The organism is Acidimicrobiales bacterium, assembly GCA_035547835.1.
GTDB lineage: Bacteria > Actinomycetota > Acidimicrobiia > Acidimicrobiales > Iamiaceae > DASZTW01.
In genome coordinates this window covers 250,098-271,901 of record DASZTW010000001.1, presented here as the reverse complement: position 1 = coordinate 271,901, position 21,804 = coordinate 250,098, and the positions used below count along the sequence as shown (strand labels likewise).

Here is a 21,804-nt window from a genome sequence, read left to right as displayed (position 1 = left end):
GTGCATGCCGGGTGACAACACGGAGATGACCGTGGAGTTGATCCACCCGATCGCGATGGACGAGGGGCTTCGTTTCGCGATCCGCGAGGGTGGCCGCACGGTCGGCGCCGGCCGCGTCACCAAGATCATCAACTAGTCAGGCAGGACCATGGCAGACGCGAAGCAGAAGATCCGGATCCGGCTCAAGGCCTACGACCACGAGATCATCGACCAGTCGACGAAGAAGATCGTGGAGACGGTGCTGCGCACGCAGGCCACCGTCCGAGGCCCGGTGCCGCTGCCGACGGAGCACCACCGCTACACGGTGATCCGTTCCCCGCACAAGGACAAGGACTCACGCGAGCACTTCGAGATGCGGGTGCACAAGCGTCTGCTCGACATCCTCGACCCGTCGCCCAAGACGGTGGACTCCCTCCAGCGCCTCGAGGTGCCGGCGGGCGTCGACATCGAGATCAAGATCCAGTCGGCCTGAGCTCCCAGAGCCGTTCGGCCTCGTCACGAGGGCGCCCTGCGGGGCGCCTTCGTCGCGTCGAGCCCGGCGCCAGAGCCGCGCGTTACGGTCGATGCTCGGCCGAGTCAGGAGGGTGTGATGCGCGGTGTGCGATCGGTCGCGGTCTTGGCGGTGGCGGTTGCGTTGATGGTGGTCGCCGGCTGCGGCAGCGGCGGCTCCACGCGCGCATCGTCGAGCTCGACGTCCGTGTCGCCGAGCGCTCCGCACGATTGGGCCAGCGTCCACATCGTGGCGATCACCCACAACGGTGGTGAGGACGAGTTTCCCTCCGACACGCTCTACGCGCTCCAGCAGGCACACGATCTCGGCATGCAGGTGCTCGACGTCGACTTGCAGGAGAGCAAGGACGGCCAACCGGTGCTGACGCACAACGACACCCTCGACGCGCGGACCAGCGGTCACGGCCCAGTGGCCAACCTGACCGCCGAGCAGTTGGGGCAGCTCGACGCGGCCTACTGGTTCGTGCCCGGCTGCGGGAACTGTTCCGGCAAACCGGCGAGCGCGTACCCGTACCGAGGCGTGCGGACCGGGACCAGACCGTTGCCGGCGGGCGCCAAGCGTCGTGCCGACTTCGGTGTCCCCACGCTGCGCCAGGTGTTCGAACGCTTCCCCGACAGCGTGATCGACATCGAGCTGAAGCCGCAGTCGCAGACCGCGACCACCGTCGCCGCGCTGATCCACGAGTTCCATCGCGAGAAGCGCACGATCGTCGCCTCGTTCGACGACGACCAGATCGCCGAGTTCCAGAAGTTGGCGCCGACGGTGGCGACGTCGCCGGGCCAGAAGGCCACGACGGCCTTCTTCTTGGGCAAGCCGCTGCCGGCCGGTTTCAAAGTGATCCAGATCCCGTACAAGTACGAGCTGTCGGGACAGCAGGTCACCGTGCTCACACCGGCGTTCGTGCAACGGGCCCACCAAGAGGGCCTTGCGGTGTGGGTGTGGGACGAGGGTGGCACGCCTGGCGCAGCGCTGTACCGCGAGCTCGTCGCCCTCCACCCTGACGGCATCTTGGGTGCCAAGCCTGGCGACTTGCTCCACGTCCTGCGCGCGACCGGCACCTTGTGGAACGGCAAGAGCTGACGGAGCCTGCGAGCTGGCACGCAACGGGGTTCCTGCCGGGCGTGGGTGGCGCCGTTCGCTGCGTTGCTTCCCGATCGTGACGGCGCGGTCGGTGCTCGGGGTCACGAGGCGCGAACCTCGACTTGGACGCCCCCGACCTGCACCGCTAGTGTTTCCTCCTCGTGCGTGTGGGCCCGCTGCGCCGGCCCGGACGTGAAGCTCCGCAACTGACGTCTGCGACGGCCTGGGTTCAGGTACCCCGCAGCACAACCGAGATGACGCTCCGCCGGGCCTGCCCGAGCGGAGCGTCCGCGTGAACGGCGAGTCCGTTCCTCCGCGAGAAGAAGAGGCAGCAGCCCCATGGCAACCAAGGCATTTGTCGGCGAGAAAGTCGGCATGACACAGGTCTGGGACGACCAGAACCGGGTCATCCCGGTCACGGTCGTCCAGGTCGCGCCCTGCCGTGTCGTCCAGATCAAGACGCCGGAGACCGACGGTTACAGCGCCCTGCAGGTCACGTACGGCCATCGCAAGGCCAGCAAGCTGAACAAGCCGCAGCTCGGCCACTTCGCCAAGGCCGACGTCGACCCCGGCGCCCGTGTCGTCGAACTTCGTCTCGACGACGTGTCGGAGTACACGGTCGGCCAGGAGATCAAGATCGACTCCGTGCTCGAGGCGGGCGACCTGGTCGACGTCATCGGCGTCAGCCGAGGCAAGGGCTTTGCCGGCGGCATGAAGCGCCACGGCTTCTCTGGTCAAAAGGCCAGTCACGGTGCGCACCGCATCCACCGTGCGCCCGGCGCCATCGGTGCCTGCGCCACGCCAGCCCGTGTGTTCAAGGGCCAGCGGATGGCCGGTCGCATGGGCGGCGAGAAGGTCACCACGATGAACCTCACGGTCGTCGAGGCCGACGGCGAGCGGGATCTCCTCCTGGTGAAAGGTGCGGTCCCGGGGCCCAAAGGTGGCCTCGTGTTGATCCGCGACGCAGCGAAGGGTGGCAGCCGATGAGCTCGGTCGACGTCGTGTCCGTCTCCGGCAAGAAGTCGGGCTCGGTGGAGCTCGACGATGGCGTGTTCGGCGTGCAGGTCAACGTGCCGCTCATGCACCAGGTGGTCACCGCTCAGCTGGCTGCCAAGCGCCGCGGCACCCAGAGCACCAAGACCCGCGCCGAAGTGCGCGGTGGTGGTGCCAAGCCCTGGAAGCAAAAGGGCACCGGTCGCGCCCGGCAAGGCTCGATCCGGGCACCGCAGTGGCGGGGCGGCGGCGTGGCGCTCGGTCCCAAACCCCGCGATTACGCCCAGCGCACCCCCAAGAAGATGATCCGCGCCGCCCTGCGGTGCGCCTTGTCCGACCGGGCAGCCGACAACAAGGTCATCGTGGTCGACGAGTGGGGTTGGGACGAGCCCAGGACCAAGCAGGCCCGCATCGCGCTCGAGCAGCTCGGCGTGACCGGGCGGGCGTTGGTGGTGCTGCGCCGCGACGAGGTCACCGCAGCCAAGAGCTTTCGCAACCTGCCGGGCGTGCACCTGGTCGAGCCGGGTGAGCTCAATGCGTACGACGTGCTGGTGTCGGACTACGTGGTGTTCACCAAGGCCACGCTGCCGAGCTCGGCGCCTGCCGAGCACGCCGGGCCGACCAAGACCACGGTCGAGGTCACCCCGACGCCGAAGGCGGCCGAGTCGAAGGTTGACGGCGACGCGGCCGACGCCGACACCCCTGACGATGCCGACACCGAGGAAGGGGGTGCCGAGTGAGGAACCCGCACGATGTCATCCTCCGCCCGGTGGTGAGCGAGAAGTCCTACGGGCTGCTCGACGCCAACGTGTACACGTTCTTGGTCCACCCGAGCGCCAGCAAGCCCGAGATCCACGACGCGGTCGAGCACATCTTCGGCGTGAAGGTCGCCAAGGTGAACACGCTCAACCGCAAGGGCAAGGCCCGTCGCAACCGGCGGACCGGCAAGCTCGGCAAGCGTCCTGACACCAAGCGAGCGCTGGTCACGCTCGCCGAGGGCCACAAGATCGACCTGTTCGAGGGATAGTCCGATGGCCATCCGCAAGCGCAAGCCCACCAGCCCCGGTCGCCGTTTCCAGACCGTCTCCGACTTCTCGGAGATCACCACCACCAAGCCCGAGAAGTCACTGCTCGAGCCCAAGCACGGCACCGGTGGCCGCAACAGCCAGGGCCGCAAGACGTCGCGCCACCGCGGCGGCGGCCACAAGCAGCAGTACCGCCGGGTCGACTTCCGTCGCAACAAGGACGGCGTGCCGGCCAAGGTCGCCTCGATCGAGTACGACCCGAACCGCACGTGCCGGATCGCGCTGCTGCACTACGTCGACGGCGCCAAGTCGTACATCCTCGCCCCCCGCGGGCTGAAGGTCGGCGATCGGGTGCAGAGCGGCCAGGGTGCCGACATCCGACCCGGCAACGCGCTGCCGATGCGCTACATCCCCGTGGGTACGGTCGTTCACAACGTGGAGCTCCGCCCGGGCGGCGGCGGCAAGATGGGTCGGTCCGCCGGTACGGCGATCCAGCTCGTCGCCAAGGAAGGCGTGTACGCGACGCTGCGCCTCCCGAGCTCCGAGATGCGCCGCGTCCCGATCGACTGCCGGGCCACGGTCGGCGAGGTCGGCAACTCCGAGCACGAGCTCGTGAAGATCGGCAAGGCCGGCCGCAACCGCTGGAAGGGCGTGCGCCCCCAGACTCGCGGTGTGGCCATGAACCCCGTCGACCACCCGCTCGGCGGTGGTGAGGGCAAGACCTCCGGTGGCCGGCCACCTGTGTCGCCCTGGGGCAAGCCCGAGGGTCGCACCCGCAACAAGAAGAAGCCGTCTCAGCAACTCATCGTCCGCCGGCGCCGCGGCCGCGGCCAGCGGAGGTAGGTCTCATGCCACGTTCATTGAAGAAGGGCCCGTTCGTCGACGACCACCTGCTGAAGAAGGTCGACGATCTCAACAGCAAGGGCGAGAAGCGGGTCATCAAGACCTGGTCGCGCCGGTCCACGATCATCCCCGACATGGTCGGTCACACCGTTGCCGTCCACGACGGCCGCAAACACGTGCCGGTGTACGTGACCGAGTCGATGGTCGGCCACAAGCTGGGCGAGTTCGCCCCGACCCGCACGTTCAAGTACCACGCGGGCCAAGAGAAGCAGGTCAGGGGGCGGCGCTGATGGCCTTCGGTGTGAAGACCAACGAGCGTCCCGGCACGCGCGCCTCGGTGCACCACGTGCGGGTGTCGGCCTACAAGGCGCGCGAGGTCCTGAACCTCATCCGCGGCAAGCACGTGAACGAGGCCGACGCGATCCTCTCGCTCACCGAGCGCGGCGTCGCCCCGATCATCCGCAAAGTGCTCAACTCGGCCGTCGCCAACGCCCAGAACAACGACGACCAGGACCCCGAGACCCTGTACGTGTCGGCCTGCTACGCCGATGAAGGTCCCACCATGAAGCGGTGGCGGCCGCGTGCGCGCGGGCGGGCCACCCGCATCCGCAAGCGCACCTGCCACATCACGGTGATCGTCAGCCGCATGTCGGACGACGACCTGCGGATCCGCGCCGACCGCGAGACCGCGCGGACGGCCCGGGGTGGCACCAGCCGCCGCAGCGCCGCCAGCGCGGCCGAGGCACGCCGTCGTCGTGTCGCCGGCAGCCGTCGTCGTCGTGGCGAGACGCACGACCACGACCACGACCACGATCACGAAGCGGACACGGACGAGGCCGATGCCGACGCCGAGGTCGTCGAGGAGGCGGCCGACGTCGCCACCGCGGAGGAGGCCGTGACCGACGAGACCTCCGGCGCGGCGACCGAAGAAGCCACCGCCGAAGAAGCCACCGCTGAAGTAGAAGAAGAGGCCCCATCCGCCGAGGCCTCCGGCGCCGACGAGGCCGGCGCTGACGAGCAGGCGGATGAGCCGCAAGAAGGGGCCGAAGACTGATGGGCCAGAAGGTCAACCCGTACGGGTTCCGCCTCGGCGTCACCACCGACTGGAAGTCTCGGTGGTTCGCTGATCGTGACGAGTACGCCCGCTACATCATCGAAGACTCGACCATCCGATCGCGGATCATGGGCGACCTGCCGCATGCCGCGATCAGCCGCATCGAGGTCGAGCGCACCCGCGACCGTGTGCGGGTCGACGTCCACACCGCTCGACCGGGCATCGTCATCGGTCGGCGCGGGTCGGAAGCCGACCGCCTGCGTGCCGAGCTCGCCAAGATCACCGGCAACAACCGGGTGCAGCTCAACATCCAGGAGATCAAGCAGCCCGAGCTCGACGCGGCGTTGATCGCCCAGGGCGTGGCCGACCAACTCGTCAACCGCATCGCGTTCCGCCGCGCCATGAAGCGCGCCGTGCAAAACGCCCAGAAGGCCGGCGCGCTCGGCATCCGCGTGCAGTGCTCGGGCCGCCTCGGCGGCGCCGAGATGAGCCGCACGGAGTGGTACCGCGAAGGCCGCGTGCCGCTGCACACCTTGCGAGCCGACATCGACTACGGGTTCCGCGAGGCACGCACCACCGCCGGTCGCATCGGCGTGAAGGTGTGGATCTACAAGGGCGAGATCCTTCCGTACAAGAGCACCGCCGAGGACAAGATCGCCCGCGAAGCGGCCATGGCCGTGGGCGAGACGTCGGGAGCCGAACGCCCGAAGCAGGTCGTGTCGTCGTCGGCTGCTCGTCGCCGGCCCGCCGCTGCCGAGGCCGTCGACGCCGCCGCAGTCGGCGAAGCCGAGTCCGAGGCCACGCCGTTGCTCAAGGAGGCCGACCCCGAGCTCGAGCGCCTTCTCGCCGAGGAGGAGGAGATCGAGCGCTCCACCCGCGAGCACCACGAGACCCCCCACTTCCGTCCCGGGGATGGTGATTGATGTCGCGCTTGCCAGCGGAACTCGCCTCGTCGGTCGCTCGTCTGGGCGCTTTGGAGGTCATCTCATGTTGATGCCACGCAAGACTGCGCACCGGAAGCACCACCGCGGGCGCCTCAAGGGCGTCACCAAAGGCGGGAGCGAAGTCGTGTTCGGCGACTACGGGATCGTCGCGCTTGAACCGGGCTGGCTGACGGCCCGTCAGATCGAGGCCGCCCGTATCGCCATGACCCGTCACATCAAGCGTGGCGGCAAGGTCTGGATCACGGTCTTCCCCGACAAGCCGGTCACCGCCAAGCCGGCCGAGACCCGCATGGGCTCCGGCAAGGGCAACCCCGAGCGGTGGGTGGCGCCGGTTCGTCCGGGTCGCGTGCTGTTCGAGCTGTCGTACCACGACCCCGAGATCGCCCGGGCCGCGCTCGAGCGTGCGATCCAGAAGCTGCCCATCAAGGCCAAGTTCGTCACCCGGACGGAGGGCGTGTGATGGCCCGCAAGACCGACATCCGCGAGCTGCCCGACGGCGAGCTGCTCGACGCGCTCGACGAGGCGAAGAAGGAGCTGTTCAACCTGCGGTTCCAGCTCGCCACCGGCCAACTCGACAACACGGCCCGCATGGGCGACGCCCGCCGCCACGTGGCGCGGGTCAAGACCGAGCTGCGTGCTCGCGAGATCGCGGCGCACGAAGCATTGGTCGACGAGAGGGAGAACGCCTGATGGCCACCGAGAACGCGGCCGGCGTCGAGCGCAACGCACGCAAGGTGCGTGAAGGGCTCGTCCGGTCCAACGCCATGGACAAGACCGCTGTGGTCGAGGTCGTCACTCGCAAGCCGCACCGCCAGTACGGCAAGACGATGGCCCGCACCGCGACGCTCTACGTGCACGACGAGGAGAACCAACTCAACGTCGGCGACCGGGTTCGCGTGGCCGAGACCCGTCCGCTGTCGAAGCTGAAGCGCTGGCGCCTGCTCGAAGTGCTGGAAAGGGCGAAGTGACCCCATGATCCAGCAAGAGACGCGACTGAAGGTCGCAGACAACTCGGGTGCCGCCACGAGCCGTGCGCGGCTCGTGCAACAAGCATCGTTGGGGTTGATCCGATGATCCAGCAAGAGACGCGACTGAAGGTCGCAGACAACTCGGGTGCCAAGGAAGTCTTGTGCATCAAGGTGCTGGGGGGCTCCAAGCGGCGCTACGCCTCGATCGGTGACGTCTTCGTGGCCACCGTGAAGGACGCCATTCCCGGCGCCGCGGTCAAGCGGGGCGAGGTCGTCCGGTGCGTCGTCGTGCGCACCAAGAAGGAGAAGCGTCGCCCCGACGGCTCGTACATCCGGTTCGACGAGAACGCGGCGGTGCTCATCAACGAGCAGCAACAGCCGCGAGGCACCCGCATCTTCGGTCCCGTCGGCCGGGAGCTGCGCGACAAGCGGTTCATGCGCATCGTCTCGCTCGCGCCGGAGGTGTTGTGATGTCCGGTCTCAAGATCCGCAAGGGTGACCGCGTCCAGGTCCTCACGGGTAAGGACAAGGGCAAAGAAGGCGTCGTGTCGCGGGTGATCCCCGAGCGCAATCGGGTGATCGTCGACGGCATCAACGTCGCCCGCCGTCACCAAAAGGCCCGGAACATGAACGAGCCGGGCGGCATCATCGACAAGGACATGCCGATCCACGTCTCCAACTTGGCGCTGATCAGCCCCAAAGACGGTCGGCCAACCCGGGTCGGCTACAAGATCAACGACGACGGCACCAAGGTGCGCGTCTGTCGCCGCACAGGAGCTGAGCTCTGATGGCTGACACCGCGACGCTGCCGCGCTTCAAGCAGCGCTACCAAGATGAGATCCGCACCAAGCTCAGAGAAGAGCTGGGCCTGGGCAACATTATGGAAGTGCCCCGGTTCGAGAAGGTCGTGATCAACATGGGCGTCGGGGCGGCGCTGCAGCAGCAGTCGCTGCTCGACGGCGCGGTCGCCGATCTCACGGTGATCAGCGGCCAAAAGCCCGTGGTCACCCGGGCCAAGAAGTCGATCGCTGGTTTCAAGCTCCGCGAAGGCAACGCGATCGGCGCCAAGGTCACCTTGCGAGGCGACCGGATGTGGGAGTTCCTCGACCGGCTGATCACGTTGGCGATCCCGCGGGTGCGTGACTTCCGCGGCCTGCCCGCCGACAGCTTCGACGGCCGGGGCAACTACACGTTCGGTGTCACCGAGCAACTCATCTTCCCGGAGATCGATTACGACAAGGTCGACACGATCCGAGGGATGGACATCACCATCGTCACCACGGCACGCACCAACGCCGAAGGCCGCGCCCTGCTGGCCGCGTTCGGCTTCCCGTTCAAGCGCGAGGGGCAGTAATGGCCAAGAAGGCGCTCATCCAAAAGCAACAGCGCACCCCCAAGTTCAAGGTCCGCGGCTACACGCGGTGCCGTCGCTGCGGTCGGCCGCGCGCCGTGTTCCGCAAGTTCATGTTGTGCCGCGTCTGTCTTCGCGAGCTCGTCCACGCCGGTGAGGTCCCCGGCGTGACCAAGGGAAGCTGACGGGGAGGTTCGACGCAATGACCATGACCGACCCCATCGCCGACATGCTGACTCGGATCCGCAACGCCAACCAGGCGATGCACGACGACGTCCGCATGCCGTCCTCCAAACTCAAGGAGGCGCTCGCCGCCATCTTGTTGAAGGAGGGCTACATCGCCGGCTTCGAGGTGACCGACGACCCGAAGGGACCCGGTCGCACGTTGACGGTGACGATGAAGTACTCGTCGGACCGTGAGCGCACGATCTCCGGTCTCCGGCGCGTGTCGAAGCCGGGCCTGCGTGTGTACTCGGCCGCCCAGAAGGTGCCCCGCGTCGTCGGGGGCCTCGGCGTGGCCATCGTCTCGACCAGCCAGGGGCTCATGACCGACCGCGACGCCCGCAAGCGTCGCGTCGGCGGCGAGATCCTGTGCTTCGTGTGGTGATCTGCGATGTCGCGAATCGGTAAAGCCCCCATCCCCGTCCCGAGCGGCGTCGACGTCACCGTCGCCGACCAGCGGATCACCGTGAAGGGCCCGAAGGGCACGCTCGAGCGCCCGATCCCGGGCGCCATCACGGTGCGCCAGGACGCCGACACGCTGTTGGTCGAACGTCCCGACGACGAGCGCGAGAACCGCGCGCTCCACGGGCTCGTCCGCTCGCTGGTGAACAACATGGTCGTCGGCGTCACCGAGGGCTACACCAAGGAGCTCGAGATCGTCGGCGTCGGTTACCGCGCCACGGCACAGGGCCCCACCAAGCTGGACTTGGCTCTGGGCTACAGCCACCCGGTCGTCTTCGAGGCGCCCGACGGCATCACGTTCGAGGTCCCGGCGCCGAACCGCCTGTCGGTCAAGGGGATCGACAAGGAGGTCGTCGGCCAGGTGGCCGCCAACATCCGAGCCCTCCGCAAGCCCGAGCCGTACAAGGGCAAGGGCATCCGGTACGCCGGCGAGCGGATCATCCGCAAGGCCGGCAAGGCCGCGAAGTGATCGACAGGAGCTTCACGTGAGCACTTCGAAGCAGCGCCGCGACGCACGAGTGCGTCGCCACAATCGAGTCCGCAAGCAGGTGGTGGGCACCGCCCAGCGCCCACGCCTCGCGGTGTTCCGTTCCGACAACCACCTCGTGGCGCAAGTCATCGACGACACGCAGGGCGCCACGCTCGCGGCCGCGTCGACCCACGAGGCGAGCTTCCGCTCCGGCGGGCACACCGGCAATGTCGCCAGCGCCACCAAGGTGGGCCAGCTGCTCGCCGAGCGTGCCAAGGCCGCCGGGGTCACCTCGGTCGTGTTCGACCGGGGCGGGTTCCTCTACCACGGCCGGGTCGCGGCGCTGGCTGACGCCGCCCGCGAAGCCGGACTGGAGTTCTGATGCCTTTCAACGACGTGCAGTTGCGCGACTCCCGGGTCATCAACATCAACCGGGTCGCCAAGGTGGTCAAAGGTGGCCGCCGGTTCTCGTTCACCGCGCTGGTGGTGATCGGCGATGGCGCCGGCCACGTCGGCCTCGGTTACGGCAAGGCCAAGGAAGTCCCGCTGGCCATCCAAAAGGGCACCGAAGAGGCCAAGAAGAACTTGTTCGCGGTCCCGCTCGCGAGCGGCACCATCACGCACCCGGTCATCGGTCAGACCGGTGCGGGCCGCGTGCTGCTCAAGCCCGCTGCTCCTGGTACCGGCGTGATCGCCGGTGGCGCTGCCCGGGCGATCCTCGAAGAGGCCGGCATCTCCGACGTGCTGTGCAAGTCGCTCGGCTCGTCCAACCACATCAACGTCGCGCGGGCCACGATCGCCGGGTTGCAGAGCCTGAAGCGTCCCGATGTGGTCGCGCGCCTGCGCGGTTTGTCGCCAGAGGAGTTCGTCCCCAAGGGGCTGCTCGAGGCGTACAAGGAGTCCGAGCGCGGTCCGGTCGAGTTCGAAGAGGTCAAGTGATGGCCGAACTCAAGGTCACCCAGACCCGGTCTGCCATCGGCACCAAGCCGAAGCAGCGCGGCACCCTCCGTGCGCTCGGCCTGGGTCGTATCGGCAAGACCAACGTCCTTCCCGACCGCCCCGAGATCCGCGGCATGCTGGCCAAGGTCCCGCACCTGGTCACCGTCGAAGAGGCATCGCAGTCATGAAGATCCACGACCTGAAGCCAGCTCCCGGCTCCAACACCCGCCGCAAGCGCGTCGGTCGCGGCATCGGCGGCAAGGGCGGTAAGACCGCCGGCCGTGGCACCAAGGGTCAGCGCGCCCGCGGCTCGGTCGCGCTCGGCTTCGAGGGTGGTCAGATGCCGCTGCACCGCCGCGTGCCGAAGCTCAAGGGCTTCAAGAACCCGTTCCGGGTCGAGTACCAAGGGGTGAACCTCGACGTGCTCGACGCGACGGGTCTCACGGATGTGACCCCTGGCGACCTCCACGCCAAGGGCCTGGTCCACAAAGGCGCCCTCGTCAAGGTGCTCGGCCGCGGCGAGATCACCCGCGCGGTGCACGTGAAGGCCCACGCCTTCTCCAAGTCGGCTGAAGCGGCGATCACGGCGGCCGGCGGTAGCGTCGAGACGCTGCCCTTGCCGTTCGGTGGTGGCCGCCCGCCGGCCAAGGGGAACCACCTCACCAACCGCTGATCCGTTGGTCCCGCCCGGTTCCGGTCATCTGCTCAGGAGCAGACCGTGCTGTCGAGTCTGAAGAACATGTTCAAGGTCCCCGATCTGCGGGGCAAGATCCTGTTCACCCTGTTCATCTTGCTGCTGTACCGGTTCGGCAGCCACTTGCCGGTACCGGGCATCGACATCAACGTCATCCAGCAGATCCAGAAGGAAACCGAGCACGGCGGCGGCGCGCTGCAGTTCGTGCAGCTCTTCTCTGGCAGCGCCATCACCGGGTTCGCGGTGTTCGCGCTCGGGATCATGCCGTACATCACCGCGTCGATCATCTTGCAGGTGCTCACGGTGGTGATCCCCAAGCTCGAGGAGTGGCAACAGCAGGGCGCGATCGGCCAGCGCAAGATCACGCAGTGGACCCGCTATGTCACGCTGGGCATCTCGGTCCTGCAGGGTGTCGGTCTCACCTTCCTGTTCCACAGCGGCGGTAGCGCATTCTTCGGGCCGGGGAACCAGACGGGTCATGACTTGTTCGGACCCGGCAACTTCACCGCGCCGCGCATCTTGTTGTGCGTGCTCAGCCTCACGGCCGGGGCGATGTTGCTGATGTGGATGGGCGAGCTCGTCACCCAGCGCGGCGTGGGCAACGGCATGTCGCTCATCATCTTTTGCGCGGTCGCCAGCCGGATCCCGTCCGACTTCGGCACGGTCAAGGCCGAAAAGGGCCTCACCACGATGTTCCTCGTGGCGGTGCTGTTCACCGCGATGATGGTCGCGATCGTGTTCGTGCAGAACGGCCAGCGACGAATACCCGTCAACTTCGCGAAGCGCGTGGTCGGCCGGCGAATGTACGGCGGCCAGAGCACGTACATCCCGCTGCGCGTCGACTCGTCCGGCGTGATCGCCATCATCTTCGCCAGCGCGGTGTTGTACCTGCCGGTGATGATCAGCCAAGCCGTGCCGGTGAAGGCAGGGCAGAAGGGCTGGGGATACGAGGTCCAACGCTTCGTGAACAAGTACCTGGTGTCGCCCACCAGCCTGTTGTACATCGCGATCTACGCCGTGCTGATCGTGGGCTTCTGTTACTTCTACAACGCGATCCAGTTCGACCCGCATCAGCAGGCCGACAACATCCGCAAGCAGGGTGGGTTCATCCCCGGGATCCGGCCGGGCCCGCAAACCGAGCGGCACCTGTCGAAGATCCTCAACCGCATCACGTTGCCGGGTGCGTTGTTCACCGCGGTGATCGCGCTGGTGCCCGCCTACTTCCTCGGGCGAACGTTGTCCGGTGGGTCGGGCGCGGCGATGGGCTTCTTCGGGATCTCGGTGTTGATCATGGTCGAAGTTGCACTCGAGACGGTCAAGCAGATCGACTCACACCTCATGATGCGCAACTACGAGGGCTTCTTGAAGTCGTGAACCCGGCGGCAACTTCTCGAAGGCGGGTTGGATGACGCGCGGCGTGAAGCTCGTCATGCTCGGCCGTCAGGGCGCCGGCAAGGGCACTCAGTGCGTGCGCTTGTCGCGCCACTACGTGGTGCCGCACGTCTCGACCGGCGACATGCTCCGAGCCGCCGTCAAGGAGGGCAGCCCCCTCGGTTTGAAGGCCAAGGAGTACATGGACGCCGGTGACCTGTTGCCCGACGACCTCGTGGTGCAGATCATCGACGGCTTCCTCAACACGTCGAACACCACGCAACGGGGCTTCATCCTCGACGGGTTCCCCCGCACCGTGGCGCAGGCCGGCGAGCTGCGCCGGATCGTCGAGGGGCGCGGCGGGCTCGACCTGGTCGTCAACCTCGAGGTGCCGACCGACGTCGTGTTGGACCGGCTCGCCAGTCGGCGGGTGTGCACCGACTGCGGCGCCAACTACTCCACGTCCGAGCCGCCCAAGAACGGCTGGGTGTGCGACGACTGCGGCGGCGATGTCGTGCAGCGCGACGACGACACCGAAGAAGCGATCTCCCGTCGCTTGGCGCTGTACGAGAAGGAGACGGCGCCGCTGGTCGACTGGTACCGCGACGCAGGCCTGCTGGCCGAGATCGACGGGCTGGGCGACGCGGCCGAGGTCACCGAACGGGTCGTGGCCGCCATCGAAGACCGCATGGGCCGGTCGCCGGCCTGATGGGCGGCGCTGCCCGCCGTCGCCGCGACGAGGTCGCCAAGATGCGGGTGGCCGGCCGTGTCGTGGCCGAGATGCACGAGCGGACGCGGGCGGCGCTGCGGCCCGGTGTCACCACCGCCGATCTCGACCAAGTGGCGCGCGAAGTGCTGGAGCGACGTGGCGCGCAGTCGAACTTCCTCGGCTACCACGGCTTTCCCGCGGTGATCTGCACATCGGTGAACGACGTCATCGTGCACGGGATCCCCGGCGAGCGGCGCCTCGAGGAAGGCGATCTCGTGTCGGTCGATTGCGGCGCGATCGTCGACGGTTGGCATGGCGACGCCGCATACACCGCGGGGGTGGGTGAGCTGCGTGCGGAGGACCGACGCATGATCGACACCGCGGAGGCGGCGCTGGCTGCCGGCGTTGCTGAGCTGGTCGACGGTCACCGCCTGGGGGATCTCGGCAACGCGGTGGAGCGGGTCATCGAGGGGGCCGGCTATGGGCTGGTGGCCGAGTACACCGGCCATGCGATCGGTCGTGCGATGCATGAATCGCCGTCGGTGCCGAACTGGGGGGAGCCGGGGAGCGGCCCCCGGATCCGGGTCGGCAACGTCTACGCGATCGAGCCGATGCTCACTGCGGGGTCCCCCGACAGCCAGGTGCTCGACGACGGCTGGACCGTCGTCACGCTCGACGGTGGCCGCGCGGTCCACGTCGAACACACCGTCGCCGTCACCGGCGACGGCCCCGAGATCCTCACCCTCCCGTAGACCGCCGAGCACCCCGCGCCCAACCCCCTTTCGCGCCTGGATTCCGACCGTGACGGTGGGTTTCTGCGCGCAGAACGCTCAGGGCCGTGTGCGCGCGGAACGGCTGGTTGGGCGGACTTGGAAGGGTGGGGGCGTCGCGATAGCATGATCCGTCGGCCCTCGCAGGGATGGACCGTCGCGGTCCGCCCGCGAGCGCACCTTTTGTTCGTTCGTCCAGGAGTAGCACGCTGCCCAAGCCCAAAGAAGACGCAATCGTCCTCGAAGGGACGGTCATCGAGCCGCTGCCGAACGCCATGTTTCGGGTCGAGCTCGAGAACGGGCACAAGGTGCTCGCGCACATCTCCGGGAAGATGCGGATGCACTACATCAGGATCCTCCCCGGCGACCGGGTGCAGGTCGAGCTCACGCCCTACGACCTGTCCCGCGGCCGCATCACGTATCGCTACAAATGATCCTCCAACGCTGAAGGCCTGACATGAAGGTTCGTCCGAGCGTCAAGAAAATCTGTGACAAGTGCAAGGTCATCCGTCGCCACGGCCGCGTGATGGTCATCTGCGACAACCCTCGCCACAAGCAGCGGCAGGGCTGATGAACACCCAGGAGCTGAGGTAACCATGGCCCGTATCGCCGGCGTCGACCTCCCCCGCGAGAAGCGGTTGGAGATCGCCCTCACCTACATCTTCGGCATCGGGCGCACCACCGCGCAGCAGGTGTGCGAAGCCACCGGGATCGACCCGGGCACCCGCACGCGCGACCTCACCGACGAAGAGGTCAACCGCATCCGCAACTGGATCGACCAGAACATCAAGGTCGAAGGTGACCTCAAGCGCGACATCCAGCAGGACATCAAGCGCAAGATGGAGATCGGCTGCTACCAGGGCCTGCGGCACCGCAAAGGCCTCCCGGTCCACGGACAGCGCACTCACACCAACGCACGCACTCGTAAGGGCCCGAAGCGCACTGTGGCCGGCAAGAAGAAGGTGACCCGCAAGTAATGGCAAAGCCAAAGCCCGGGGGCCGGCGTCCCCGCAAGCGTGAACGGAAGAACGTCAACTACGGCGTCGCTCACATCAAGAGCTCGTTCAACAACACCATCGTCAGCTTCACCGACCAGGACGGCAATGTGCTGTCGTGGGCCTCGTCGGGCAACGTGGGCTTCAAGGGCTCGCGCAAGTCCACCCCGTATGCCGCGCAGATGGCTGCGGAGACGGCCGCCCGCCGCGCCATGGAGCACGGGGTGCGCAAGGTCGACGTCGTGGTGAAGGGCCCCGGCTCCGGCCGCGAGACCGCCATCCGATCGATCCAGACGACCGGTATCGAGATCACCGGCATCAAGGACGTCACCCCGGTTCCCCACAACGGCTGCCGTCAGCCGAAGCGGCGTCGGGTCTGAGGAGGCGACGACATGGCTCGATACACCGGTCCGGTCTGCCGTCTCTGTCGACGGGAGCGCATGAAGCTCTTCTTGAAGGGCGCCAAGTGCGAGACGATGAAGTGCGCCATCGAGCGGCGGCCATACCCGCCGGGTGAACATGGTCGTGCCCGCCAGCGCCAGGGCTCCGAGTACCTCCTCCAGCTCCGTGAGAAGCAAAAGGCACGTCGCATCTACGGCCTGGTCGAAAAGCAGTTCCGCAACTTGTACGAGGAAGCCAACCGGCGGCCCGGCGTCACCGGTGAGAACCTCCTGCAGATGCTCGAGCTGCGACTCGACAACGTGACGTTCCGCGCCGGTTGGGGTTCGAGCCGGGCCCAGGCCCGCCAGTTCGTCCGCCACGGTCACGTCAAAGTGAACGGCCGGCGGGTCAACATTCCGAGCTACCGCGTGCGCCAGGGCGACGTCGTGGAGCTCAACGACAAGGCCCGCGCCATGATCGTGGTGCGCCACAACCTCGACACGCTCGACCGCCAGACGCCGGGGTGGATCGAGCTCGGTGACGGTGGCATGAAGGCCACGGTCACCACCTTGCCGGCCCGCGACGCCATCGACGTCGCGGTGCGCGAACAGCTCATCGTCGAGCACTACAGCCGGTAGCCCGTCCTGACACCCGTCCCTGCCGCCCGCTCGCGGCGGGGCCCGATCCCTACTCCTGTTGCTCGAAAGTTCCTGAGGTAGCCATCCATGCTGGTCATCCAACGCCCGACGGTCGAACTGATCGGCGAGGAAGAAGGCAACCGCCAGCGGTTCGCAATCGGTCCGCTGGAGCCCGGCTTCGGTTACACGCTCGGCAACTCGTTGCGCCGCACGCTGCTGTCGTCGATCCCCGGCGCGGCCATCACCGAGATCCGCTTCGACGAGGCGCTCCACGAGTTCACGACGATCACCGGGGTCAAAGAAGACGTCACCGACATCATCTTGAACCTCAAGGACATCGTCTTGCGGTACACGGGTGACGAGCCGCTGACCGCACGCGTCGACGTGCGTGGTCCTGCCACGGTGACGGCGAACGACATCGAGTGGCCCGCCGATGTGGAGGTCGTCAACGGCGACGCTCACATCGCCGAGGTCAACAGCAAGGGCCGCCTGGCCGCCGACCTCACCGTGCAGCGGGGCCGGGGCTACGTGACCGCCGAGATCAACAAGAGCACGGCCACCATCGGTGTCATCCCGATCGATTCGATCTACGCGCCGGTCCGTCGGGTGGCCTACCAGGTCGAGCCCACCCGCGTGGAGCAGTCGACCGAGTACGACCGCCTCATCCTCGACATCGAGACCGACGGTTCGATCACGCCTCGTGACGCCCTCGCGTCGGCTGGCGACACGCTCACCAAGCTCATGGACTTGATCGCCACGATGAGCGACGAGCCCCAGGGCCTCGAGCTCGGCGAGACCTCCACCGTGGCCGCCGGCTCGCCCGACCTGGAGCTGCCGATCGAGGAGCTCGACTTGTCGGAGCGCCCCCGGAACTGCCTCAAGCGCGGTCAGGTCAACACGATCGGCGAGCTCCTCACCAAGACCCCCGAAGACCTTCTGGCGCTCACCAACTTCGGCCAGAAGTCGCTCGACGAGGTCATCGAGAAGCTCGACGCGCGCGGCCTGTCGCTGCGCGGCACCGGGAGGGAGTGACCATGCCCGCCACCCCGAAGAAGGGTCGCCGCTTCGGCGCCGACGCCGCGCACCAGCGGCTCATGATGGCGAACTTGGTCAGCTCCCTGGTCGCCGCCGAGGGGATCGTCACGACCGAAGCCAAGGCCAAGGCGTTGCGCCCGGTCGCCGAGAAGGTGATCACCAAGGCGAAAAAGGGCGGCCTGCACCGCCACCGCCAGATCGTGTCGTACCTCGGCGACAAAGAGGCAGCCCAGAAGCTGATCGAGGAGATCGGCCCACGCTATGCCGATCGCAACGGCGGCTACACGCGCATCTTGAAGTTGGGGCCGCGCCAGGGTGACAACGCACCCATGGCGCGCATCGAACTGGTCTGACGCCGCCGCGTCGGGGCGCGACGAACCGACCGCGGCCGCAGGGGCCGGGAGTACCCTGCGCTGCGATGCCGGTTGCCAATAGGACCACACCGTCCTGATGGACGCTCGGCATCTGTTTGCCATCGCATTGGCGGTGGCGTCCGCGCTCTCACTGGGCACAGCCGACGCGTTGCAGCTGCGCGAGGCCATCACCATTCCCGCCGACCAGGCGCTACGCCCCGGGCTCATCTGGCGCCTGATCCGGCGCAGCCGCTGGCTGTGGGGCGCGCTGTGCGACGCGGCGGGGTTCATCTTGTTGACCGTCGCCATCTGGCAGGGCTCGCTGGTGTTGGTCTACCCGCTGGTCACCTTGGCGCTGGTGTGGACGTTGGGCCTGCTGGCCGTATGGTTCCGCGATCCGCTCCAACGCCGCGAGTGGCTCGCGGTCGCGGCGGTCGCGGCCGGTGTCAGCTTGTTCGTGGCGACCACGGGTTCGCGCCACGAGCAGGTGAGCAATGCCAGCGGTGTGGGTTGGGTGACGCTCGCGGTGTGCGGCGCCGCCGTGCTCGCCGGCGCGGGCGCGGTGGCGCTGCGCTCCACCGGACGCCGCCGGGCGGTGCTCTTCGCCGTGGCCGGTGGGCTGGCCGAAGCGATCCTCGCAGCGCTCATGGCCGGCCTGAGCACCCGCTTCGACCTGGGTTTCAAGGCGGTGGTGACATCGTGGGAGGTGTACGCGGTGATCGGCGCGGGCGTGATCGACGTGCTCTACAAGCAGACCGCGTACCAGGCCGGCTATCCCACCATCACCTTGCCGATCATGCGGGTGATGGACCCTTTGCTGGCGGTCCTGTTCGGTTCGATGCTGTTCGACGAGCAAGCCTGGGCACACGGGGCGTCGTTCGCGCCCGCGTTGGTGGGTCTGGCGGCGATGAGCGCCGGGTTGATTCTGCTCGGACGCGAGCCGCGTCTCGCGGTGGACCGGTCGACCTGACGGCTGGGTCATCGCAGCGACCTCGACCGCGATCGGGTCGGCCTCGTTCGGCCATGCTGTTGGCGTGACGCTGTTCGACGTTGCCGCCGAGTCGCCCACGCCGCGCGCGCCACTGTCACGGGTGAGGTTGGTCGTTGCCTACGACGGCGGCGGGTTCCACGGGTTCGCGCGGAACCCGGGCGTCCGAACGGTCGCGGGGCTGCTGACTGACGTGCTCGAGAAGATCTTGCGCCATCGTGTCGAGCTCACTTGTGCGGGGCGCACCGACAAGGGCGTGCACGCGTGGGGTCAAGTCGTGACGTTCGACGCGTCGGCGGCGCACCTCGACCTCGCCGCGCTGGCTCGGTCCGTCAACGCGTTGTGCGGACCGGCCGTGGTGGTGCGGGACGCCGCGGTGGTACCGGCCGACTTCGATGCGCGGTTCTCGGCCGACAGCCGGCTGTACCGCTACCGGATCGTCAACCGGCCGGAGGCAGACCCGTTCCTGGCGGGCCGCGCCTGGCACGTCCCCGATCCGCTCGACGTGCGGGACATGGAGCTGGCTGGCGATCCGCTGATCGGTGAACACGACTTCTCGTCGTTTTGCCGGCGGCCGAAGCCGGGCCCCGACGGTGGCGACGTGTCGTTGCGTCGGCGGGTCCTGTCCGTGGCCTGGCACGACGAGGGTGACGGCCTGTTGCGATTCGAGATCGAAGCCACCGCGTTTTGCCACCAGATGGTCCGCTCGATCGTCGGGAGTCTGGTCGACACCGGCCTCGGGCGTCGCCGCGCCGGGGTGATGAAAGCGGTGCTCGAGGCCCGTGACCGGTCCGCCGCCGGCGCGGTGGCGCCACCTGACGGGCTGTACTTGTGGGCGGTCCGGTACGCGGGGTGGTCGTCGGATCGACCCTGACCGGCGACCGCCCACCGTGGCCGACCGCCGCGGCGGCGGGCGGTAGCGTGAGGGGCCGCCGAGAGGCACGGCCAAGTGCGGCCAAGCGGGCGACGGGTGGTGAGCGGTGCAACAGCGGGCGAGGTTCGTGGGCTGTCGGTGTCGCCGCGGCGTCGCGGGCACGCGCAGGTCGACTCCATGGAGGTGACCACCGAACTGTGGTGGTGGCCGGCTCTGCTGGGCCAGGCGGCGCTGGCCGGCGCGGTGGTGCTCGAACGCGCGACTCGCCGCCGCAGCCGCGGGTCGGTCGACGAGGAGATCGTGGCCGCGTCGTCCGTGAGTCTGTTGGCGATCGGAACCTGCTTGTTGGTGGTCCTCGGCGTTCCCCGCATCGGGATGGGCGACGGGCTCATGGCCATGGTGGCGGGCGCGCTGCTGTTCGCCCACGCGGTGCCGTACCGCCGGGCGCTCGACCTCGACGACGACGCGGTCGTCCAGCCGATGAGCCAGCTCGTGCCGGTGTTCGTCCTGGCGGGCGCGTGGGTGATCCTGCGCCAGCAACTTCCGCAGCACCAGGTGATCGGGTTCGTGGTGGTGTTCGCCGGGGCCGCGCTGTTCCTCCACGGCGAACTGCGCGGCGGCTGGACCGTCGACCAGAGGACCGCGGTGTTGATGATCGGGTCGAGCGCGCTGCTGGCTGCGGAGCTGGTCCTGCTCGGGCACGTCCTCACCCGGGCCTCGCTCACCGAAGTGCTGCCGCTGGTGGTGCTCGGCGCGGGGGTGGCCGGCGTGGTGACGTTCGCGGGGTCCTCGCGCGCCACGCAGGTCTTCACGGTTCTCGACCGCCGGACGTGGTTCCGGGTGGCCGTCGGCGCGCTGATGCTCGTGGCGGGCGAGGCGCTGCTGGTGCGCGCCTTGGCTCGGGGGCCGGTGGCGGCCGTTGCCGCCACGTCGGGCTTCGAAGCGCCGTTCCTGCTCGGCATCGGTGTGGTGGCCGCGCGGGTCGCTCCACGTCTGGGCGATCGAGGTCACGGCCGTCCCGCCGCGCCGACGTTGGTTGCGCGGGTGTGCGCGCTCGAGCTGCTGCTCGGCGGCTTGGTCCTCCTCGTCCGTTAGCCCCGCACCGCACCCCGCTCCGCCCCGGGTGCGCGACCCCCCGTCGTGCTGTGAGCAGCTGGCCACCTCCTGGGTGGTCAAGTGCTCACAGCAGCGGGGGTCTTGTCGTGGTCGGCGGGGGTCTTGTCGTGGTCGGCGGGGGGTCTTGTCGTGGTCAGCGGGGGACGAGGGCGGCGAGGCGGCGCCACTCGGCGCGGGGGAGCTCAGAACGATCGGCGCGGAGCACCTGGATGCACACGTGGTTCGCGCCGGCTGCTCGATGCTCGGCGATGCGGGCGGCGATCGTGTCCTCGTCGCCCCAGACCACCAGCGTGTCGACGAGTTCGTCCGATCCACCGTCGACGAGGTCCGATTCGTCGATCCCGTTGCGCAGCAGGTTGTTGCGGTAGTTCGGGAGCGCCAGGTAGCCCACCAGATGCGCGCGGGCGATCTGGCGAGCGACCTCGGGGTCACGCTCCAGCACCACTGGCTGCTCCGGGCAGACGAGCGCGTCGGGCCCGACCGCCGCACGCGTGCGGGCGGTGTTGTCGGGCGGCGCCAGGTACGGGTGCACGCCCGCGGCGCGCGCCGCGGCGAGCGCGAGCATCTTGGGGCCGAGCGCGGCGAGCACGCGGCCGTCGACGGGAACGGGCGGGTCGGCGGCGTCGAGGGCGTCGAGGTACTCGACCATGTGGCTGTAAGGGCGTTGGTACTTACCCGCCTCTTGCATGTCGATGAGCGCCGCGTGGCTGACGCCGATGCCGAGCAAGAGGCGCCCGGGTGCCGAGGCGTCGAGCTCGGCGCGGCGCGTGGCCACCTCGTCGGGGGTGTGCATCCACATGTTGAGGATCCCGGTCGCGACCACGGCGGTCGAGGTGGCCGCGAGGAGGTTCTGCAGCGACGCGAACACGTCGCCTCCCACGTCGGGGATCCACATGGCGGTGTAGCCGAGCTCCTCGAGCTCGGCGGCGGCGTCGGCGGCTTGGGCCGGGTCGCCGTACCGCAGCCCCCCGTCCCACACTCCGAGTCCTGCCAGGTCGTTCGTCATCGTGTCCGTGCTC

35 protein-coding genes and 2 pseudogenes are annotated in these 21,804 nt (G+C 68.3%); 36 read left to right on the top strand and 1 reads right to left on the bottom strand.

What is annotated here, in order from left to right; genetic code table 11:
• The 36 genes and pseudogenes from tuf to VHA73_01085 form a co-directional block, all read left to right on the top strand.
• Window positions 1–136: elongation factor Tu (gene tuf, locus VHA73_01260; GenBank protein HVX16634.1), on the top strand; the 136-nt coding region annotated here is incomplete at its 5' end.
• Window positions 137–148: 12 nt separating this feature from the next.
• Window positions 149–472 (top strand): 30S ribosomal protein S10, encoded by a 324-nt coding sequence (gene rpsJ / locus VHA73_01255; GenBank protein HVX16633.1) that lies wholly within the window; start codon window positions 149–151, stop codon window positions 470–472.
• Between the two features lie 117 nt (window positions 473–589).
• Window positions 590–1,591 carry a glycerophosphodiester phosphodiesterase family protein gene (locus VHA73_01250; GenBank protein HVX16632.1) on the top strand — a complete coding sequence of 334 codons (1,002 nt, stop codon included), beginning with the start codon at window positions 590–592 and terminating at the stop codon, window positions 1,589–1,591.
• A gap of 339 nt (window positions 1,592–1,930) precedes the next feature.
• Window positions 1,931–2,578: a 50S ribosomal protein L3 gene (rplC, locus tag VHA73_01245; GenBank protein HVX16631.1), complete on the top strand. Its 648-nt coding sequence runs from the start codon at window positions 1,931–1,933 to the stop codon at window positions 2,576–2,578.
• Window positions 2,575–3,324: a 50S ribosomal protein L4 gene (gene rplD / locus VHA73_01240; protein HVX16630.1), complete on the top strand. Its 750-nt coding sequence runs from the start codon at window positions 2,575–2,577 to the stop codon at window positions 3,322–3,324. Before rplC ends, rplD begins: the two co-directional genes overlap by 4 nt.
• Window positions 3,321–3,611 carry a 50S ribosomal protein L23 gene (gene rplW / locus VHA73_01235; protein ID HVX16629.1) on the top strand — a complete coding sequence of 97 codons (291 nt, stop codon included), beginning with the start codon at window positions 3,321–3,323 and terminating at the stop codon, window positions 3,609–3,611. Before rplD ends, rplW begins: the two co-directional genes overlap by 4 nt.
• Before the next feature lie 4 nt (window positions 3,612–3,615).
• Window positions 3,616–4,452, top strand: a complete 837-nt coding sequence (rplB, locus tag VHA73_01230) for a 50S ribosomal protein L2 (protein ID HVX16628.1) — start codon at window positions 3,616–3,618, stop codon at window positions 4,450–4,452.
• Between the two features lie 5 nt (window positions 4,453–4,457).
• Window positions 4,458–4,742 (top strand): 30S ribosomal protein S19, encoded by a 285-nt coding sequence (gene rpsS / locus VHA73_01225; protein HVX16627.1) that lies wholly within the window; start codon window positions 4,458–4,460, stop codon window positions 4,740–4,742.
• Window positions 4,742–5,095: pseudogene (rplV, locus tag VHA73_01220) on the top strand (50S ribosomal protein L22). Before rpsS ends, rplV begins: the two are co-directional and overlap by 1 nt.
• Before the next feature lie 410 nt (window positions 5,096–5,505).
• Window positions 5,506–6,135: pseudogene (rpsC, locus tag VHA73_01215) on the top strand (30S ribosomal protein S3).
• Window positions 6,136–6,493: 358 nt separating this feature from the next.
• A complete protein-coding gene (rplP, locus tag VHA73_01210; protein HVX16626.1) occupies window positions 6,494–6,910 on the top strand; it encodes a 50S ribosomal protein L16 in 417 nt (138 codons plus the stop codon).
• The gene (gene rpmC, locus VHA73_01205) at window positions 6,910–7,140 is read left to right on the top strand and encodes a 50S ribosomal protein L29 (GenBank protein ID HVX16625.1); all 231 of its coding nucleotides are present in this window, start codon (window positions 6,910–6,912) and stop codon (window positions 7,138–7,140) included. Before rplP ends, rpmC begins: the two co-directional genes overlap by 1 nt.
• Window positions 7,140–7,418, top strand: a complete 279-nt coding sequence (rpsQ, locus tag VHA73_01200; protein HVX16624.1) for a 30S ribosomal protein S17 — start codon at window positions 7,140–7,142, stop codon at window positions 7,416–7,418. Before rpmC ends, rpsQ begins: the two co-directional genes overlap by 1 nt.
• Window positions 7,419–7,520: 102 nt before the next feature.
• Window positions 7,521–7,889, top strand: a complete 369-nt coding sequence (gene rplN / locus VHA73_01195; protein ID HVX16623.1) for a 50S ribosomal protein L14 — start codon at window positions 7,521–7,523, stop codon at window positions 7,887–7,889.
• On the top strand, window positions 7,889–8,206 hold the full coding sequence (gene rplX / locus VHA73_01190; protein HVX16622.1) for a 50S ribosomal protein L24: 318 nt from the start codon (window positions 7,889–7,891) through the stop codon (window positions 8,204–8,206). Before rplN ends, rplX begins: the two co-directional genes overlap by 1 nt.
• Window positions 8,206–8,772: a 50S ribosomal protein L5 gene (rplE, locus tag VHA73_01185; protein ID HVX16621.1), complete on the top strand. Its 567-nt coding sequence runs from the start codon at window positions 8,206–8,208 to the stop codon at window positions 8,770–8,772. The genes rplX and rplE overlap by 1 nt, the downstream gene beginning before the upstream one ends.
• Window positions 8,772–8,954: a type Z 30S ribosomal protein S14 gene (locus VHA73_01180; GenBank protein HVX16620.1), complete on the top strand. Its 183-nt coding sequence runs from the start codon at window positions 8,772–8,774 to the stop codon at window positions 8,952–8,954. Before rplE ends, VHA73_01180 begins: the two co-directional genes overlap by 1 nt.
• A gap of 17 nt (window positions 8,955–8,971) precedes the next feature.
• A complete protein-coding gene (gene rpsH / locus VHA73_01175; GenBank protein HVX16619.1) occupies window positions 8,972–9,376 on the top strand; it encodes a 30S ribosomal protein S8 in 405 nt (134 codons plus the stop codon).
• A gap of 6 nt (window positions 9,377–9,382) precedes the next feature.
• A complete protein-coding gene (gene rplF / locus VHA73_01170) occupies window positions 9,383–9,922 on the top strand; it encodes a 50S ribosomal protein L6 (GenBank protein ID HVX16618.1) in 540 nt (179 codons plus the stop codon).
• Between the two features lie 16 nt (window positions 9,923–9,938).
• Complete coding sequence (gene rplR / locus VHA73_01165) at window positions 9,939–10,304, top strand: 50S ribosomal protein L18 (GenBank protein HVX16617.1); 366 nt, start codon at window positions 9,939–9,941, stop codon at window positions 10,302–10,304.
• Window positions 10,304–10,861, top strand: coding sequence for a 30S ribosomal protein S5 (gene rpsE / locus VHA73_01160; GenBank protein ID HVX16616.1), 558 nt, complete (start codon window positions 10,304–10,306; stop codon window positions 10,859–10,861). The genes rplR and rpsE overlap by 1 nt, the downstream gene beginning before the upstream one ends.
• Entirely contained in the window at window positions 10,861–11,049 is a 189-nt protein-coding gene (gene rpmD, locus VHA73_01155) for a 50S ribosomal protein L30 (GenBank protein HVX16615.1), read from the top strand. The genes rpsE and rpmD overlap by 1 nt, the downstream gene beginning before the upstream one ends.
• The gene (rplO, locus tag VHA73_01150) at window positions 11,046–11,534 is read left to right on the top strand and encodes a 50S ribosomal protein L15 (protein ID HVX16614.1); all 489 of its coding nucleotides are present in this window, start codon (window positions 11,046–11,048) and stop codon (window positions 11,532–11,534) included. The genes rpmD and rplO overlap by 4 nt, the downstream gene beginning before the upstream one ends.
• A 45-nt stretch (window positions 11,535–11,579) precedes the next feature.
• Window positions 11,580–12,929: a preprotein translocase subunit SecY gene (gene secY / locus VHA73_01145; protein ID HVX16613.1), complete on the top strand. Its 1,350-nt coding sequence runs from the start codon at window positions 11,580–11,582 to the stop codon at window positions 12,927–12,929.
• Window positions 12,930–12,960: 31 nt separating this feature from the next.
• On the top strand, window positions 12,961–13,635 hold the full coding sequence (locus VHA73_01140) for an adenylate kinase (GenBank protein HVX16612.1): 675 nt from the start codon (window positions 12,961–12,963) through the stop codon (window positions 13,633–13,635).
• On the top strand, window positions 13,635–14,387 hold the full coding sequence (gene map / locus VHA73_01135; protein HVX16611.1) for a type I methionyl aminopeptidase: 753 nt from the start codon (window positions 13,635–13,637) through the stop codon (window positions 14,385–14,387). Before VHA73_01140 ends, map begins: the two co-directional genes overlap by 1 nt.
• A gap of 227 nt (window positions 14,388–14,614) precedes the next feature.
• Window positions 14,615–14,839: a translation initiation factor IF-1 gene (infA, locus tag VHA73_01130; GenBank protein HVX16610.1), complete on the top strand. Its 225-nt coding sequence runs from the start codon at window positions 14,615–14,617 to the stop codon at window positions 14,837–14,839.
• A 23-nt stretch (window positions 14,840–14,862) separates the two neighbouring features.
• The gene (gene rpmJ, locus VHA73_01125; protein ID HVX16609.1) at window positions 14,863–14,976 is read left to right on the top strand and encodes a 50S ribosomal protein L36; all 114 of its coding nucleotides are present in this window, start codon (window positions 14,863–14,865) and stop codon (window positions 14,974–14,976) included.
• Window positions 14,977–15,001: 25 nt separating this feature from the next.
• Complete coding sequence (rpsM, locus tag VHA73_01120; GenBank protein HVX16608.1) at window positions 15,002–15,382, top strand: 30S ribosomal protein S13; 381 nt, start codon at window positions 15,002–15,004, stop codon at window positions 15,380–15,382.
• Window positions 15,382–15,780 (top strand): 30S ribosomal protein S11, encoded by a 399-nt coding sequence (rpsK, locus tag VHA73_01115; GenBank protein HVX16607.1) that lies wholly within the window; start codon window positions 15,382–15,384, stop codon window positions 15,778–15,780. The genes rpsM and rpsK overlap by 1 nt, the downstream gene beginning before the upstream one ends.
• Before the next feature lie 12 nt (window positions 15,781–15,792).
• Window positions 15,793–16,419, top strand: a complete 627-nt coding sequence (gene rpsD / locus VHA73_01110; protein ID HVX16606.1) for a 30S ribosomal protein S4 — start codon at window positions 15,793–15,795, stop codon at window positions 16,417–16,419.
• 87 nt (window positions 16,420–16,506) lie between these two features.
• Complete coding sequence (locus VHA73_01105; GenBank protein HVX16605.1) at window positions 16,507–17,451, top strand: DNA-directed RNA polymerase subunit alpha; 945 nt, start codon at window positions 16,507–16,509, stop codon at window positions 17,449–17,451.
• A 2-nt stretch (window positions 17,452–17,453) separates the two neighbouring features.
• Window positions 17,454–17,807 carry a 50S ribosomal protein L17 gene (gene rplQ / locus VHA73_01100; protein HVX16604.1) on the top strand — a complete coding sequence of 118 codons (354 nt, stop codon included), beginning with the start codon at window positions 17,454–17,456 and terminating at the stop codon, window positions 17,805–17,807.
• Window positions 17,808–17,904: 97 nt separating this feature from the next.
• Window positions 17,905–18,777: a DMT family transporter gene (locus tag VHA73_01095; GenBank protein HVX16603.1), complete on the top strand. Its 873-nt coding sequence runs from the start codon at window positions 17,905–17,907 to the stop codon at window positions 18,775–18,777.
• A 64-nt stretch (window positions 18,778–18,841) separates the two neighbouring features.
• Entirely contained in the window at window positions 18,842–19,669 is an 828-nt protein-coding gene (truA, locus tag VHA73_01090; GenBank protein HVX16602.1) for a tRNA pseudouridine(38-40) synthase TruA, read from the top strand.
• 177 nt (window positions 19,670–19,846) lie between these two features.
• On the top strand, window positions 19,847–20,764 hold the full coding sequence (locus tag VHA73_01085) for a hypothetical protein (GenBank protein HVX16601.1): 918 nt from the start codon (window positions 19,847–19,849) through the stop codon (window positions 20,762–20,764).
• Window positions 20,765–20,918: 154 nt separating this feature from the next.
• Here VHA73_01085 and VHA73_01080 read toward each other — a convergent pair whose 3' ends face one another.
• On the bottom strand, window positions 20,919–21,791 hold the full coding sequence (locus VHA73_01080; GenBank protein ID HVX16600.1) for an LLM class F420-dependent oxidoreductase: 873 nt from the start codon (window positions 21,789–21,791) through the stop codon (window positions 20,919–20,921).
• Window positions 21,792–21,804: the final 13 nt, after the last annotated feature.

Bases quoted from the DNA above. Each gene is read 5' to 3' on its own strand.
- rpsH (HVX16619.1), top strand. From the start codon at position 8,972: ATGACCATGACCGACCCCATCGCCGACATGCTGACTCGGATCCGCAAC.
- VHA73_01105 (HVX16605.1), top strand. From the start codon at position 16,507: ATGCTGGTCATCCAACGCCCGACGGTCGAACTGATCGGCGAGGAAGAA.
- rplO (HVX16614.1), top strand. From the start codon at position 11,046: ATGAAGATCCACGACCTGAAGCCAGCTCCCGGCTCCAACACCCGCCGC.
- rplX (HVX16622.1), top strand. From the start codon at position 7,889: ATGTCCGGTCTCAAGATCCGCAAGGGTGACCGCGTCCAGGTCCTCACG.
- rpsM (HVX16608.1), top strand. From the start codon at position 15,002: ATGGCCCGTATCGCCGGCGTCGACCTCCCCCGCGAGAAGCGGTTGGAG.
- rpsS (HVX16627.1), top strand. From the start codon at position 4,458: ATGCCACGTTCATTGAAGAAGGGCCCGTTCGTCGACGACCACCTGCTG.
- rpmJ (HVX16609.1), top strand. From the start codon at position 14,863: ATGAAGGTTCGTCCGAGCGTCAAGAAAATCTGTGACAAGTGCAAGGTC.
- rpsK (HVX16607.1), top strand. From the start codon at position 15,382: ATGGCAAAGCCAAAGCCCGGGGGCCGGCGTCCCCGCAAGCGTGAACGG.
- rplD (HVX16630.1), top strand. From the start codon at position 2,575: ATGAGCTCGGTCGACGTCGTGTCCGTCTCCGGCAAGAAGTCGGGCTCG.
- rplP (HVX16626.1), top strand. From the start codon at position 6,494: ATGTTGATGCCACGCAAGACTGCGCACCGGAAGCACCACCGCGGGCGC.
- rpsE (HVX16616.1), top strand. From the start codon at position 10,304: ATGCCTTTCAACGACGTGCAGTTGCGCGACTCCCGGGTCATCAACATC.
- rpmD (HVX16615.1), top strand. From the start codon at position 10,861: ATGGCCGAACTCAAGGTCACCCAGACCCGGTCTGCCATCGGCACCAAG.
- rpsD (HVX16606.1), top strand. From the start codon at position 15,793: ATGGCTCGATACACCGGTCCGGTCTGCCGTCTCTGTCGACGGGAGCGC.
- rplE (HVX16621.1), top strand. From the start codon at position 8,206: ATGGCTGACACCGCGACGCTGCCGCGCTTCAAGCAGCGCTACCAAGAT.
- VHA73_01095 (HVX16603.1), top strand. From the start codon at position 17,905: ATGGACGCTCGGCATCTGTTTGCCATCGCATTGGCGGTGGCGTCCGCG.
- map (HVX16611.1), top strand. From the start codon at position 13,635: ATGGGCGGCGCTGCCCGCCGTCGCCGCGACGAGGTCGCCAAGATGCGG.
- VHA73_01180 (HVX16620.1), top strand. From the start codon at position 8,772: ATGGCCAAGAAGGCGCTCATCCAAAAGCAACAGCGCACCCCCAAGTTC.
- rplN (HVX16623.1), top strand. From the start codon at position 7,521: ATGATCCAGCAAGAGACGCGACTGAAGGTCGCAGACAACTCGGGTGCC.
- rpmC (HVX16625.1), top strand. From the start codon at position 6,910: ATGGCCCGCAAGACCGACATCCGCGAGCTGCCCGACGGCGAGCTGCTC.
- VHA73_01250 (HVX16632.1), top strand. From the start codon at position 590: ATGCGCGGTGTGCGATCGGTCGCGGTCTTGGCGGTGGCGGTTGCGTTG.
- rplB (HVX16628.1), top strand. From the start codon at position 3,616: ATGGCCATCCGCAAGCGCAAGCCCACCAGCCCCGGTCGCCGTTTCCAG.
- rpsJ (HVX16633.1), top strand. From the start codon at position 149: ATGGCAGACGCGAAGCAGAAGATCCGGATCCGGCTCAAGGCCTACGAC.
- VHA73_01080 (HVX16600.1), bottom strand. From the start codon at position 21,791: ATGACGAACGACCTGGCAGGACTCGGAGTGTGGGACGGGGGGCTGCGG.
- rpsQ (HVX16624.1), top strand. From the start codon at position 7,140: ATGGCCACCGAGAACGCGGCCGGCGTCGAGCGCAACGCACGCAAGGTG.
- rplC (HVX16631.1), top strand. From the start codon at position 1,931: ATGGCAACCAAGGCATTTGTCGGCGAGAAAGTCGGCATGACACAGGTC.
- VHA73_01140 (HVX16612.1), top strand. From the start codon at position 12,961: ATGACGCGCGGCGTGAAGCTCGTCATGCTCGGCCGTCAGGGCGCCGGC.
- rplQ (HVX16604.1), top strand. From the start codon at position 17,454: ATGCCCGCCACCCCGAAGAAGGGTCGCCGCTTCGGCGCCGACGCCGCG.
- rplF (HVX16618.1), top strand. From the start codon at position 9,383: ATGTCGCGAATCGGTAAAGCCCCCATCCCCGTCCCGAGCGGCGTCGAC.
- VHA73_01085 (HVX16601.1), top strand. From the start codon at position 19,847: ATGGAGGTGACCACCGAACTGTGGTGGTGGCCGGCTCTGCTGGGCCAG.